Annotated in this window: 18 protein-coding genes; 8 read left to right on the top strand and 10 right to left on the bottom strand. The window is 30.6% G+C overall.

From position 1 onward, the window contains the following. Genes ABD963_RS13430 through ABD963_RS13460 form a run of 7 tightly spaced genes read right to left on the bottom strand, consistent with a single transcriptional unit; the run spans window position 1 to window position 5,749 of the window. Entirely contained in the window at window positions 1–510 is a 510-nt protein-coding gene (locus ABD963_RS13430; RefSeq protein ID WP_345277640.1) for an IS1096 element passenger TnpR family protein, read from the bottom strand. Window positions 511–532: 22 nt separating this feature from the next. Beyond that, on the bottom strand, window positions 533–1,567 hold the full coding sequence (locus ABD963_RS13435) for a COX15/CtaA family protein (protein WP_345277641.1): 1,035 nt from the start codon (window positions 1,565–1,567) through the stop codon (window positions 533–535). Beyond that, on the bottom strand, window positions 1,564–2,019 hold the full coding sequence (locus tag ABD963_RS13440) for a GNAT family N-acetyltransferase (RefSeq protein WP_345277643.1): 456 nt from the start codon (window positions 2,017–2,019) through the stop codon (window positions 1,564–1,566). The genes ABD963_RS13435 and ABD963_RS13440 overlap by 4 nt, the downstream gene beginning before the upstream one ends. Further along, complete coding sequence (locus ABD963_RS13445; protein ID WP_345277645.1) at window positions 2,016–3,440, bottom strand: CCA tRNA nucleotidyltransferase; 1,425 nt, start codon at window positions 3,438–3,440, stop codon at window positions 2,016–2,018. Before ABD963_RS13445 ends, ABD963_RS13440 begins: the two co-directional genes overlap by 4 nt. 17 nt (window positions 3,441–3,457) lie before the next feature. Beyond that, complete coding sequence (locus ABD963_RS13450) at window positions 3,458–4,018, bottom strand: L-threonylcarbamoyladenylate synthase (RefSeq protein ID WP_345277647.1); 561 nt, start codon at window positions 4,016–4,018, stop codon at window positions 3,458–3,460. Window position 4,019: 1 nt separating this feature from the next. Beyond that, complete coding sequence (locus tag ABD963_RS13455) at window positions 4,020–4,949, bottom strand: glycosyltransferase family 2 protein (RefSeq protein WP_345277649.1); 930 nt, start codon at window positions 4,947–4,949, stop codon at window positions 4,020–4,022. After that, the gene (locus tag ABD963_RS13460; protein ID WP_345277651.1) at window positions 4,949–5,749 is read right to left on the bottom strand and encodes a glycosyltransferase family 2 protein; all 801 of its coding nucleotides are present in this window, start codon (window positions 5,747–5,749) and stop codon (window positions 4,949–4,951) included. The genes ABD963_RS13455 and ABD963_RS13460 overlap by 1 nt, the downstream gene beginning before the upstream one ends. Before the next feature lie 87 nt (window positions 5,750–5,836). On the opposite strand from ABD963_RS13460, the gene ABD963_RS13465 reads away from it, so the two are divergent. Both ABD963_RS13465 and ABD963_RS13470 read left to right on the top strand, forming a co-directional pair. Beyond that, entirely contained in the window at window positions 5,837–6,490 is a 654-nt protein-coding gene (locus ABD963_RS13465; protein WP_345277653.1) for a class I SAM-dependent methyltransferase, read from the top strand. Then, window positions 6,480–7,247, top strand: coding sequence for a lipopolysaccharide kinase InaA family protein (locus ABD963_RS13470; RefSeq protein ID WP_345277655.1), 768 nt, complete (start codon window positions 6,480–6,482; stop codon window positions 7,245–7,247). The genes ABD963_RS13465 and ABD963_RS13470 overlap by 11 nt, the downstream gene beginning before the upstream one ends. Here ABD963_RS13470 and ABD963_RS13475 read toward each other — a convergent pair. After that, window positions 7,224–7,997 (bottom strand): glycosyltransferase family 2 protein, encoded by a 774-nt coding sequence (locus ABD963_RS13475; RefSeq protein ID WP_345277657.1) that lies wholly within the window; start codon window positions 7,995–7,997, stop codon window positions 7,224–7,226. The genes ABD963_RS13470 and ABD963_RS13475 overlap by 24 nt on opposite strands. A 54-nt stretch (window positions 7,998–8,051) precedes the next feature. Here ABD963_RS13475 and ABD963_RS13480 point away from each other — a divergent pair, with 54 nt between their 5' ends. Further along, a complete protein-coding gene (locus ABD963_RS13480; RefSeq protein WP_345277659.1) occupies window positions 8,052–8,873 on the top strand; it encodes a glycosyltransferase family 2 protein in 822 nt (273 codons plus the stop codon). A 1-nt stretch (window position 8,874) separates the two neighbouring features. Here the strand turns inward: ABD963_RS13480 and ABD963_RS13485 are convergent, their stop codons facing one another. Next, window positions 8,875–9,933 carry a glycosyltransferase family 9 protein gene (locus ABD963_RS13485; protein WP_345277661.1) on the bottom strand — a complete coding sequence of 353 codons (1,059 nt, stop codon included), beginning with the start codon at window positions 9,931–9,933 and terminating at the stop codon, window positions 8,875–8,877. Between the two features lie 59 nt (window positions 9,934–9,992). After that, window positions 9,993–10,808 carry a 2,3,4,5-tetrahydropyridine-2,6-dicarboxylate N-succinyltransferase gene (locus ABD963_RS13490; protein ID WP_345277663.1) on the bottom strand — a complete coding sequence of 272 codons (816 nt, stop codon included), beginning with the start codon at window positions 10,806–10,808 and terminating at the stop codon, window positions 9,993–9,995. 376 nt (window positions 10,809–11,184) lie between these two features. Here ABD963_RS13490 and ABD963_RS13495 point away from each other — a divergent pair, with 376 nt between their 5' ends. From ABD963_RS13495 to ABD963_RS13515, 5 genes are all read left to right on the top strand, one after another. After that, the gene (locus tag ABD963_RS13495) at window positions 11,185–11,454 is read left to right on the top strand and encodes a hypothetical protein (RefSeq protein ID WP_345277665.1); all 270 of its coding nucleotides are present in this window, start codon (window positions 11,185–11,187) and stop codon (window positions 11,452–11,454) included. Between the two features lie 103 nt (window positions 11,455–11,557). After that, window positions 11,558–11,971, top strand: coding sequence for a Holliday junction resolvase RuvX (gene ruvX, locus ABD963_RS13500; protein ID WP_345277667.1), 414 nt, complete (start codon window positions 11,558–11,560; stop codon window positions 11,969–11,971). Window positions 11,972–12,053: 82 nt separating this feature from the next. Further along, a complete protein-coding gene (def, locus tag ABD963_RS13505; RefSeq protein ID WP_345277669.1) occupies window positions 12,054–12,644 on the top strand; it encodes a peptide deformylase in 591 nt (196 codons plus the stop codon). A gap of 55 nt (window positions 12,645–12,699) precedes the next feature. Then, complete coding sequence (locus ABD963_RS13510; RefSeq protein WP_345277672.1) at window positions 12,700–13,131, top strand: DUF5606 family protein; 432 nt, start codon at window positions 12,700–12,702, stop codon at window positions 13,129–13,131. A 116-nt stretch (window positions 13,132–13,247) separates the two neighbouring features. Then, a complete protein-coding gene (locus ABD963_RS13515) occupies window positions 13,248–13,919 on the top strand; it encodes a Crp/Fnr family transcriptional regulator (RefSeq protein ID WP_345277674.1) in 672 nt (223 codons plus the stop codon). Window positions 13,920–13,931: the final 12 nt, after the last annotated feature.

A 13,931-nucleotide genomic window follows, 5' to 3' on the forward strand; every position in this document is an offset into this window, starting at 1 on the left:
TTAATTCCAGTTTTCGTCAAAGTCTAGATTATCATAGTCATCCAAATCCAAACCATCTTCAAATTCATCAAAATCGTCATCGTCTGCTTCAAATAATTTTTCGGGAGCATTATCGGGCACTTGCCCTTGAACAAACATGAGGTTAGGGTAGTCATGCCCTTCAGTTTCGTCAACAATTTCAGCAAGTTCTACAAAGAAAGTCCACATGCTTAAAAAGTCGTAAACATATATAAGTTTTGGTGAAATTTCATGAACTACATCATTAATCGCCGTTTCATTCATTAATCGTGCAGAAGCATCTTCACTTAAATCGAATAATGAAATTTCTTCTCCTTGGTTCCATTGATCGTCACTAATATAAAAGGATGCCATTTCGGTGCCATCAAATCCAAAAGACTGTGTGATGATGTTATGTAAATCTTCAAGAGTATCCGTTTCACGAATTTCTAAATCACGAAAAATATCTTCATCGGTGTCATTATCTAAAATAACTCTAAATCTGTAGATCATAATGAAAAATTAAAATGCAAATTTACAAAGTTTGAGGTATGTTTTTGGCATTAAATGTTTCTAAAACAAGATAAAATTGAACACCAAATAAAATACTTGCCAATACTAAATGAACGGTTTGTGACCCAAAAGGGAAATGAAGATAAACCATGGAAATACCTGATACTACCTCTAAAATTAAAATGGAAACAACCCAGTTTAGCTTTTTTAAGTTAAGTTTTGCTCTTTTGAGTAAGTAGAATAAATAGCCATTTACCAACAACACAATTATGGAAAACGATCGATGAATATAAAATGTAATAGTTGGATTGTTTAACCAAAGACTTGTGTTTTCTTCTCCTAAAATTTTAGCCTGTTCATCTACAAATTGTCTTACATGGGTACCTAAAATTATTTGAATCAATGTTAAAAACGATGCAAAAATTAATATGTTTTTAAAAGTTGAGTTGTATTTATAGTTATTGATTTTATTATTTGTTTTGTGGATAATAAATAAAATGGCTGCTACAATAACCAAAGCCATAACCATATGTATGGTTATTTTTAATGGCGCTAGGTTTGAATCTACTACAGTTTTTCCCAACCATGCTTGAAAACCCATACCCAATACTACAAAAACAGATAACAGTGTAATGACTTTGTTTTTTTTCCAATAATTAATGGATGCTATGGCCATAATTAGAGTTGCTAAACCAGCTAAGGCACCCAATAAGCGATTAACATATTCAACCCACGTGTGCCATGGATTAAAAACAGCATAATCATGTTTGGAGTAGGTTTCCCAATTGGATTTTGTAAAAACATCAGATGTTATAAAATCTGTTTTGGCAACTTGTAAAGATTCATCTAAGATGATGACTTGCCCTTTTTTGTATTCATGATTTGGTTTCCATTTGAGTTGCTCATGTTCTGTGGGAGGAATATAATATCCAAAGCATTTTGGCCAGTCTGGGCATCCCATGCCACTTCCGGTCATTCTAACAAAAGCTCCGGCTATAATAACCAAATATGTTAAGACGAGTGTTATTTTTGCTATGTTTCGAAAGTTATTTTTCATTTAATAAGGCATTTTTTAAAACACAAACTATTGTCCATATTTTTATACTGACCAAAATTTGGTATTACTTGGTAATGATTCTTTTTATAGAAATTAACCGCTTCAATTTGTCTTTTACCCGTTTCTAAAATGGTTGAATTGTAACCTATTTCTTTTGCCCAAACTTCAAGTTCTTTTAAAATTTTTGATGCAATCCCCATACTTCTAGCTTCAGGAGATGTAAACATCCGTTTGATTTCTACACAATTTTTATCAAACTTTTTAAAAGCTCCACAACCTACCGGTTTGTTGTTTAAGTAAGCTATTATAGTATGTTTTAAAACATCAATATTGTTATATAGATTGTAAAAATCATGCTCGTCCTCATCAATTATAGTTAAATACTCATCGAGTTGTTTAACTAGATAAACAAAATCAATATTTTCAGAGTTAGCTCTAATAATTTTTATCATTGCGAAACACTTACTTTTAAACCTAAACGCTTTCCTTCTTTAAGCATGAGTTCATAAGCTGCTTCATATTCATTTGGAATATCGCCTTCTAATATAGCTTCTTTAATGGTTTCTTTTATGTTTCCAATTTCCCTAGATGGTTTAATATTGAAGGTCTTCATAATTTCTTCTCCAGAAATAGGAGGTTGAAAATTACGGATGTGATCACGTTCTTCAACTTCTACAATTTTTTCACGAACAATTTTAAAGTTATTATGATATTTATTGAACTTTTTAGCATTTTTTGTAGTGATATCTGCTTCGCAAAGTGTCATTAAATCATCCACAAACTCTCCAGCATCAAACATCAAACGGCGAACTGCGGAATCCGTTACTTCTTCATTAACTAAAGCAATGGGACGAGAACTCATCAAAACCATTTTTTGAACAAATTTCATTTTGTCATTCAATGGCATTTTTAAGCGTTTAAATAAATGAAATACCATTTTAGACCCTTCAAATTCATGCCCATGAAACGTCCAACCTACTTTTTTACTAAACTTTTTAGTTGGTGCTTTTCCAATATCGTGTAGTAAAGCGGCCCAACGTAGCCATAAATTATCGGTATTCTCAGAGATGTTATCTAATACCTCTAAGGTATGATAAAAATTATCTTTATGACGCTGACCTTCAACTTCATCAATCCCTTTTAAAGCGGTAAGTTCTGGAAGTATATAATTCAATAACCCCGTTTTTTCTAATAACAAAAAGCCAATAGAGGGCTTTTTACTTTCAAGAATTTTATTTAATTCGGTAACAATGCGCTCATTGGTGATGATTTTAATTCGATCACTATTTTTTGAAATGGCTTTGAGTGACTGTTCTTCAATTATAAAATCCAATTGAGTGGCAAACCTTATGGCGCGCATCATTCTTAAAGGATCATCACTATAGGTGATATCAGGGTCTAGGGGTGTTCTAATGATTTTGTTTTCTAAATCTTTCACACCTGCAAATGAATCAAGTAAATCACCAAATTGGGCTTCATTTAAATTGAGAGCTAAGGTATTTATGGTAAAATCACGTCGGTTTTGATCATCTTGAAGCGTGCCATTTTTAACAGATGGGTTTCTACTGTTTTCAGTGTAAGATTCTTTTCTGGCACCAACAAATTCAATTTCAATATCATCATACCTTAACATGGCAGTACCATAAGTTTTAAAAACCTGTACTTGAGGATTATTGGGTAGGTTTTTAGCCACCTGTTCAGCCAATTTAATGCCATCTCCAACAGCTACAATATCTATGTCTTTTACTTGTCCACGTTTTAGAATAAAATCACGAACATAACCTCCAATCACATAGCTTTCAAAACCTAATTGAGAGGCTGATTTTGAAATGATTTTAAAGATATTATGTTGAAGTGCTTCTTTGTAATTCATTGATAATTTTTGAGACTTTACTCTCGAATAATCTTAACAATTCCATTGTTACTCAACTTGATGATAGACGATGGTTTGTTACAGATTTTTTCATGGTGCAAATTTACGACATAGTCCACACCTTTTAAAACCTCTGGAGAGATTTCTTTGAATGATTTTGGAGATGGTAGTCCACTGATATTGGCAGAAGTTGAAACCATGGCACCATTAAATTTTCTAGAAAGCCAATAACAAAATTCATCATCAGGTATCCGAATAGCTACACTGCCATCTTCCGCAACTACATTGTATGCTAAATTTTGCCCATCATCATATATAATGGTGGTTGGCTTATCGGTAACTTCAATAATATTTAGGGCAGTTTCAGGTATATGTTTTACATATTTCTTCAACATTCTTTCATCAGCCACTAAACAAATTAGCACTCTTCTATTATCACGTTTCTTTAGTTCATAAACTTTGTTAACAGCTTCAGTATTACTGGCATCACAACCTATAGCCCAAACAGTATCGGTGGGATAAAGTATAAGGCCACCTTCTTTTAATACTTTTAATGCATTGGTAATTTCTTTCTGCATCTTATAGGGGATGAATCTTTTGTTTATGTTTTAGTGACATTGATAATGGTGCTTGTTTAAATAAAGCCATAAAAACAGGCCAGTTTTTTAGTTTTATCAAGCTACTAAAAAAATATTTTATTTGTAAATAGGTTAATAAAATGTAAAAGGAGACTAACCCGTAGTGCTTTCTTATAACGTATAGCAAAGAAATTTTTAGTTCTATTTTTAAATCAACCGATTTGGGTGTGCTAGCACCATGAAAATGTAAAAATTGACCTTCGGGGACTAAATACGCAAACTTGTTTATTTTGCTGAGTCTTTTACAAATATCAGTTTCTTCATGATACAAAAAGATGTTGGTGTCAAAACCGCCAACTTGATTAAAATCTTGCGAAGAAAAAAACATAAAGCTGCCAGCAACATATTGACCTATTTGAGGTTTTTTATAAAGGATTTTACGTTTTGGATATTTTTTTGGATTAACTTTTTCTAATACTTTTCGTCCAAAAAGCTCTCTTCCCAATGATGCAAAATGATCAATTGTAGGAAGTAAATCATGGTTTTCTTTAAAAGCTTGAGGGCCACAAACACCAACATGCTTATGGGTATCCATAAATTTTTTAAGAATAGTTAAACAATCATTTATAAATAACACATCGTTATTTATAAATGCTATATAGTTTCCCCTGGCTTTATTTACCCCAATCATATTGCCTGCTCCAAAACCAGTATTTATATGGCTTCTAATTAGTTTTACTGAAACAGATTTTTCAATTGAGGTTATATAATTTTTTAGAGCAAAGTAGCTTTTCGATTCAGAACCATTGTCAACTATTATATATTCGCATTTTAAATTTTTAGAAGTGAACTTTAAAATGGATTCAAAACAATTAATTGTGTATTGTTCGGTATTGTAATTTATGATTATTACTGAAATATCAATGGCCATTAATTGAGATATTGGTTAACACCTTTTTCAATAAAAGTAATTTTCTTTTCGGTAGTCTCTCTTTCAATAATTTCATTGATATTTATATGACTTTTATCTTGCTCTTTATGATATATATGATATGCCAGTCCAGCAAATTTTAATCGTTTTCCTTTAACGCCAATATTCAATAAACGTTGAATCATTTCGCTATCGTCAATTCCCCAACCAATAAGGTTTTCATTAAATCCATTCACTTTAATGAAGTCATCTTTCCAAAATGACATATTGCAACCTCTTAATTTTGGAGATCTTGTATTTTCTTCTTTATATAGTTTTGAAAGAAACGGAATATGTAAAGTTCTACCCCGTTTTTTAATTCCCTTGGAAAAAAAGTTAAAAGTTATTTGTTTATTGTAGAACAAATCATCCAAATGTTTTTCTTGAATATTTACTCTACTTCCATATAAAAAAGTATTCTTCTTTGCCATTTTTATGTGGTCTTTAACAAAATCTTTGTGCATGATAATGTCACCATCAATCTCAATAATATAATCATATTTTGCCATGGCGATAGCTTTGTTCATGATGGCTGGTTTCTGGTTTTTATTATCTTCATGCCAAACATGATGGAGAGGGACAGGGAAATCATTTTGAAAGCGTTTAATTAAATGTTCTGTTTCTTTTTTTGATCCATCATCTGCAATAATAACTTCATTAGGTAAATAAGTTTGGTTTTTTATACTTAATAATAAAAGTTCTAAAGCTTCTGGCCAGTTATAGGTTGGCGTTACTAAAGAGCACTTAGGAAACGGTGGCATGTGATTATTTTTGTATGCAAATTAATGTATTTTTTATTAAATAGAAATTGTTTAAAATAGGAGTTTGAATTTTTATACTTTTGAAAAATGGATTACGAAAATAAACCTGAAGGCTATTACGACAATGTGCGTTCAGAAATGCTTGAGTTTTTACCTGCTGGAGCGAAACGGATTTTAGATGTTGGTTGTGGTAACGGTGCTTTTGCACAAATAATTAAAGAAAAGAATCAGGCTGAAGTTTGGGGTATTGAGTATATTAATGAGCATGGTTTAGAGGCACACAAAAAACTGGATACCGTGTACATAGGCAAATGTGAAGATTTTATTGAGGGCCTTCCCAATAATTATTTTGACGTTATTTATTGCAACGATGTCTTGGAGCATTTGGTAGACCCTTATTGGGTGCTTAGCATTTTAAAGAATAAATTATCAGAAAATGGTAAAATAATTAGTTCATTGCCCAATGTTAGATTTTATAAAAGTTTTATTAAAGTTTTACTTTATAAAAATTGGGAGTATGAAGATTACGGTATTATGGATAGGACCCATTTAAGATTCTTTACAAAGAAAAGCATAAAAAAAATGTATGAAGATTTGGGGTTTGAGATAGTAACACACAAGGGCATCAATAAAAGTAAATCTCTAAAACCTTATTTATTTTATGCATTGACTCTTTTTACGCAACTCGATATGCGTTATGTTCAATTTGCAACAGTTGCCAAAGTAGCGAATGAAAATTAAAAAGGCGATTCATAACAGTTTTAAAATACATTCTAATTTTTTAGATAATATAATTTTAAATTTTGATACCAAAGGTGAAACCTATGGAAATCAAGATAGGAACTCTTTAAAGTTATTTGATTTAGAGGGGAAATCTATAAATGTAAAGTCATTCCGGGTTCCAAATATCATTAATCAAATAGCCTACAAATTTTTTAGAAAAAGTAAGGCGCATCGTTCTTTTGAATATGCAAATAAATTGTTAGAATTGGGTGTAGAGACACCACAACCCATTGCCTATTATGAGTTTACAACTCCTTTTTTATTTAAAAACAGTTTTTATATAAGCGAACAACAAGACTGCGATTTAACATATAGAGAGCTTACAATCAATTTAAATTATCCAGATCACGAGTCAATACTTCGCGCATTTACCAGATTTACATTTGAACTTCATGAAAAAAGCATTCATTTTTTAGACCATTCACCAGGAAATACCTTAATCGAATTAAATAAAGGCGATTATAAATTTTATTTAGTGGATTTGAATAGAATGGCATTTAAACCTTTAGATTTTAAAACACGCGTTAAAAACTTTGCCAAATTAACCATACATAAATCTATGATTGAAGTGATGAGTGATGAATATGCTAAATGTACTGGTAAAGATTATAATGAAATTTTTAATGTAATGTGGGAGGAAACGCAAGCTTTTCAAGCAAAATATCATAATAAGCAAAGGCTAAAGAAGAGGCTAAAGTTTTGGAAGCGAATGTAATCTTTTTAATTCCTTATATCTAAAAAAAACGCCATACGCATTTAGTCTGCAAACAGTATATCCTGCTTTTCCATCTAAAAAACCAAGCCTTAAAGCATAGTTTGTCAAAAATTTATAAGCTGGTCTAATATAAAAATGAAAGTAATTTGGTTTTTTTCCTCTTTTATAGAGCTCTAATGCTTTTAAAGATGCGTAATGCTCGGTTTTTTTCCTATAGTGTTGTATACTTGAAAAAGAATAGTGTAACATATCATGTTTTAAAACGCCCGTTTTTCCCTTAACATCCAATTGTTCGTGAACAATTTTATTTTCAAAATAGCTAGCATATCCTTTCTTAAATAACCTAAATACCTTATCTGTTTGTAAGCCGCTAAAGCGCAGTATTTTATTTTTAAATACAAACTTTCTTGAAAACTTATAAGCAACTTCATTATTTCTACTTTTTATGACATCAAAAATTTCTTTTTTAAGTTTTGGAGAAATACGTTCATCGGCATCAATAAATAAAATCCAATCCTTTGATGCCTGTTTAATGGCAAAATTTCTCTGGTCTGCAAAATTTAAAAATTCCCGTTGAATAATTTTTATGTTTTGGTAGGTTTTTAATTTTTCAAAAGTGCCATCAGTACTAAAAGAATCAATAACAATAATTTCATCAACAAAGTTTAAATGTCTTATCAATTCATCGATATGATTAATTTCATTAAATGTTATTATTAAAGCTGATATTTTTGATTGAATTTCTTCCAAAATATTATTAAAACAAGTGATTTTCGGTTAGTAAAAATAGTTATTTTTGTTTCAATGAGCGCATTAGATATATCAGTAATCATTAGCACTTACAATAATCCAGAGTGGTTGGAAAAAGTGTTATGGAGTTATGAGTTTCAAACTTTTAAAAATTTTGAAGTTGTTATAGCTGATGATGGCTCTGATGAAAAAACTAATTTATTAATAAAAACCATTAAGTCGCAGGTTAGTTATCCCATTCAACATATTTGGCATGAAGATAATGGTTTTCAAAAAACGATCATTTTAAACAAAGCTACTATAGCTGCAAAAGCTGATTATTTGCTTTACACAGACGGCGACTGTATTGCCAGAAAGGATTTTCTTCAAACACATATTGATTATAGAGAAAGCGGGTATTTTTTATCAGGAGGCTATTTTAAGTTGCCTATGAATGTTAGTGAGCTCATTTCTATCGATGATATTAAAAGCCAACGTTGTTTTGATATTCATTGGTTGAGGAAACATGGTCTAAAAGAATCGTTTAAGAATAATAAAATTACATCTAAAGGCTTTAAGCAGAAACTTTTAAACACTTTAACGCCAACCGCAGCAACATGGAATGGCCATAATGCTTCTGGTTGGAAAACAGATATTATCAAAGCTAATGGTTATGATGAACGTATGCAATATGGTGGAGAGGATAGGGAATTAGGAGAGCGTCTTTTTAATAATGGAATTAGAGCAAAACAAATAAGATATAGTGCTATTTGTTTGCATTTAGATCATGAACGAGGTTATGTAAAACCAGATATGATTGAGAAAAATAAAAAAATAAGAGCTACTACTAAAAGGGAAAAAATAATGAGAACACCTTTTGGTATTGATAAATATTAAATTACTTATTTTTTAAGAAGGCTTTTAACTTTGGAATAATTAATTCTGGTAAAAACATTTTATAAAGTTTATCTGCTTCTTTTTTCATGTTCTTTAAAGGTTTATTAAAGTAAATATTAGGATTTACATCTTTTAAGTGAATAGAAACGTGCATTTTTCCATCTTCAAACATGTTCCAGGCTTCTTTTAAAATCCATGGCGAAAATATGGTAAATGTTGAAATATTGAGCGCTTTTGCCATATTTACAGCACCTCCCTCGTTACCAATTAAAGCATCGCAATGTTTTGTAATGGCAAGAAACGATCTTAAATTTTTCCCAAATACATTAAAATAGATGTGCTTTTGGGTTTCAGGTTTGCATAAATTATATACGTCTTTAGCTTCGGGTTCTTGATTTGGAATGTAATTAAATAAAATTTGTACTTGAGTTTCTTTTACGATGGCATCAATAATTTTGGCCATATAATCCAAAGGATAGGTCTTGTTTTTACCACTTCCTAATACACTAATCATGAATAAAGGCGCACTCAAATTTATTTTATGAGACAACAAGAATTGTTTTGAATCTTCAATTTCTTGTTCTGTTAGATATATTTTAGGTTGAATAATTGGCGGTTGTTTTTCTAAAATAGGTTCCAATAACTGTAAGCGGTTTTCGATGGCTAAACCAGCAATAGTTTTGGGTGTTTTTCCTTCTTTTAACGTGTTAGTGTAGATAAAGGAAGTGTACCATTTGTACTTAGATATTTTCGTTTTTGCTCCGCTTAAGGCAGAAATAAGATTGCTTGAGAATTTTGAATAAACATCTATTACAACATCGTATTGATGTGTTTTAATTAATTTTGCAAGGTTGAAAAGTGCTATTTTACTAGATTCTTCCTTTTTATTAAATAAAATAAAATTATCTATAAACGGATTATTTTCTACAACAGAATAGGTGTGCTCGTTGATTAAAAAATCTAATTGGGCATTTATATACTGTTGGCGAAGTACTTCAAACAGAATACTGCTTGTAAGCACGTCGCCAATCATTTTTTGTTGTATAATAAGGATTTTCAAACTCCAAGAGTTATTATGTTGTTTAGTAAGTTTTTGAAAAACTTAAGAGTGTTTATTATTTAAACAGCTACACTATGCTCTCGAAGGGCATCATTAAGTGATGTTTTTTTATTGGTACTCTCTTTACGTTTTCCAATAATTAAGGCACAAGGTACATTGTAAGTTCCGGAAGGGAATTCTTTAGCATAACTACCTGGAATTACTACAGAACGCGCAGGAACTAAACCTTTATATTCCTTAGGTGTATCTCCAGTAACATCAATAATTTTGGTGCTCATAGTTAGAGTTACTCCAGCGCCTAAAACAGCTTCTTTTTCTACCCTAACACCTTCAACAACAATACATCTACTTCCAATAAAGGCATCATCTTCAATAATAACAGGAGCTGCTTGTAAGGGTTCTAAAACACCACCAATGCCAACACCTCCTGACAAATGGACATTTTTGCCAATTTGAGCACAACTACCAACAGTAGCCCAGGTATCTACCATAGTGCCTTCATCTACATAGGCCCCAATATTTACATAACTAGGCATTAAAATAGTGCCAGCTGAAATATAAGCGCCATGCCTAGCTACAGCATGCGGAACCACTCGAATACCCTTTTCGGCATAACCGCGCTTTAATGGGATTTTATCATGAAACTCTAAAGGACCACACTCGATAGTTTCCATTTTTTGAATAGGAAAGTATAAAACAACGGCTTTTTTAACCCATTCGTTTACTTGCCATCCGTTTTCAATAGGTTGTGCAACTCTTAATTTGCCTTTATCTAATAAATCTATTACTTCTCTTATTGCAGCAATTGTAGTTTCTTCAGTTAAAAGGGCTCTGTTTTCCCAAGCATTTTCTATGGTTTTCTGTAATTCTGTCATCTATATAAAAATTTTGAGCAAATATAAAGCTATCATTTAAAAAATTAAAGTATCCAAACTTTATTCTATCATTTAAAAAAGTCTTTAAAATGTGCTAATGACCACCAAAAAGTTCCTAGTGTTACTTGATTTATTCCTTTAAGTGAATTATTTATATCGATGAAATACATTTTTATTGTATTTCACCCTAAAAAACACACCTTTTAACTATTTATCGATATAAATAAGTCGCTTCTCTAATAATCGAAAATACGCGGTATACAACTAATTTATTGTGCGTTAGCCTTCATCTGGATATATATTTGAATCATCAAACAATAAAACAGAAATGAAAACAAAATTTTACATATTATTAGTCTTATTACTTTCTTTCTCTATGGGAAATGCTCAGAGCAATTCTAAAACAGTAGAAGTTGAAGTAGCTGATACTATTTCTGTTTCCAAATATGATTTAAATTCAACTGACGCGAGTAATGTTAAGGTTAATACAGTTAAGGAAAATGAAAATTTATTGATTGATACTATCCAATTAAGAGCTTCTATAGCGCGTAGTTCAAGTGATATTAGAATTTACCTAATCCGTAAAAGAAATGAAGGAAATATCAGTTTAGTATTTCCTAAAATAAATAAAGCTGTTAAAGCTTAAAAAATAATGTTCAAATATTAATAATTTAAGGTTAACTATTGTTTAAAGGCTATCTGTAAATGGATAGCCTTTTTTTTATTACTATTTTTGCATAAATAAAAATATGGGAAGAATATTAGCAATTGATTTTGGTACTAAAAGAACGGGGATTGCCATTACTGATGAATTACAAATTATAGCCTCTGGCCTTACAACAGTAAACACTAATGATTTGTTGAAATTTTTAAAGGATTACACAAAAAAAGAATCCGTTGAGTTATTTTTAATTGGTGAACCCAAACAAATGAATAATACAGCTTCTGAAAGTGAAATGCACATCGCTACTTTTATCAGTAAATTAGAAAAAGAAATACCAAACATTCCTATTACAAGAGTTGACGAGCGATTTACTTCAAAAATAGCTTTTCAAACGATGATTGATAGTGGCTTAAAAAAAAACCAACGAAAAAATAAAGCATTAATTGATGAAATTAGTGCAACACTTATTCTTCAGAGTTATCTATATTCAAAAAAATAGATTCTAGATAAAGAATAAATGTGATACAAATACTTTCAATAAATTATAAGTTAGTATTTTTGCATTTAACAATAAAAGTATAATGATATTACCGATTGTTGCCTACGGCGATCCTGTTCTAAAAAAGAAAGCTACAGACATAAATAAAGATTATCCACAGTTTGATGACCTTTTAAAAAACATGTTTGAAACCATGTATAATGCTTATGGGGTAGGTCTAGCGGCACCACAAATTGGCTTACCAATAAGAATATTTTTAGTAGATACATCTCCGTTTTCTGAAGACGAGGATTTAACTGATGAAGAACAAAGGGAGTTGAAAGAATTTAAACGTGTTTTTATTAATGCCAAGATAATCCATGAGGAGGGCGATGAATGGGCATTTAACGAAGGTTGTTTGAGTATACCAGATGTTAGGGAAGATGTATTTAGGAAACCAACCATTACCATTGAATATTTGGATGAAAACTTTAAACCACATACCGAAACTTTTAATGGATTGATAGCTAGGGTTATACAACATGAATATGACCATATAGAAGGTATTTTGTTTACAGATAAGTTATCAAGTTTTAAAAAGCGCTTAATTAAAGGAAGGTTGTCCAACATATCAAAGGGAAAGATTAATGTAGATTATAGAATGCGATTCCCAGAGCAAAAAAAGAAACGATAAATTGTTGCATGGCTTGAATAAAGAATTGATATTTGCCTCTTTATAAAAATAATGTATGAGTTTAGATAAAGTATTATCAATATCCGGTAAACCTGGTTTATATAAATTAATAGCACAAACCAGGGGTGGTTTTGTTGCAGAATCGTTAATTGACAACAAACGTATATCGGTAAGTGTTCAAAGTAATGTAAGTGTATTAAGTGAAATCGCCATATATACACTTACGGAAGAAGTTCCTTTAAAACAGGTTTTTCAAAACATAAAGAAGAAGGAAAATGGAAATGAAACCTCAATCAAATCTAATGACAGTAAAGATAAACTTGAAGAATATTTCTTTGATGTATTACCAAATTATGATGAAGATAGGGTTTATGCGAGCGATATAAAAAAAGTTATGCAATGGTATAACTTACTGCAAAAACATAATATGTTAGACTTATTGGATATAGAGGATGAGAAAGTTAATTCTATTGACGAAGAAGAGTAATTAAAAGTTAGATAACTTAAAAAAAACCTCCTACATAGGGGGTTTTTTTATACTTTTTTTTGAAAGTTAAAGCAATAATCATCGACTATTTTCTTACTAACAAAAAATTATTAACCATGAATACACTTTGGTTTTTTGAAGATGTAAATCTTTTTCAAATGCTTTGTCCACACAAATTCAAAGAATATAAAGAGAATCATGATTTTGATTCCTATAAAAAACAAGATTATATATATTTTGAAGAAGACTCATCAAATAAAGTATTTCTTATTGAAAAAGGAAAAGTAAAAATTGGTTATTATAATGAAGATGGGACCGAAGTTACCAAAGCCATTTTATCACGCGGTCAATTATTTGGGGAAAAAGCCATTCTCGGCGAAAGAAAACGCGAAGAGTTTGCACAATCCATAGATAGTTCTACAAGAATATGTCCAATTAGTGTTGATACCATGTACGATTTAATGCGAAAAAATGAAACATTTAGTTTTAGAGTATACAAGTTTATAGGTTTTAAACTTCAAAAACTTGAAAGACAATTACAACTTTTAATGTTTAAAGATACAAAAACCAGACTTTTAGAATTTCTTGATGAGTTATGTTCAGAGTATGGATACGATTGTAATAAAACAGGTGATAAAATTATACAACATCCATACACTCAAAAAGATATAGCAAGTTTAATAGGAACTTCACGACCAACATTAAACATTCTTTTAAATGAATTGAAAGACGAAAAAGTTATTCAATTTAATAGAAAAGAAATTAGAATTCATAAAAATATTGCTTAGTGTTAGCTAGCT

Origin of the sequence: Litoribaculum gwangyangense, assembly GCF_039543505.1 — a bacterium.
GTDB classification, from domain to species: domain Bacteria; phylum Bacteroidota; class Bacteroidia; order Flavobacteriales; family Flavobacteriaceae; genus Litoribaculum; species Litoribaculum gwangyangense.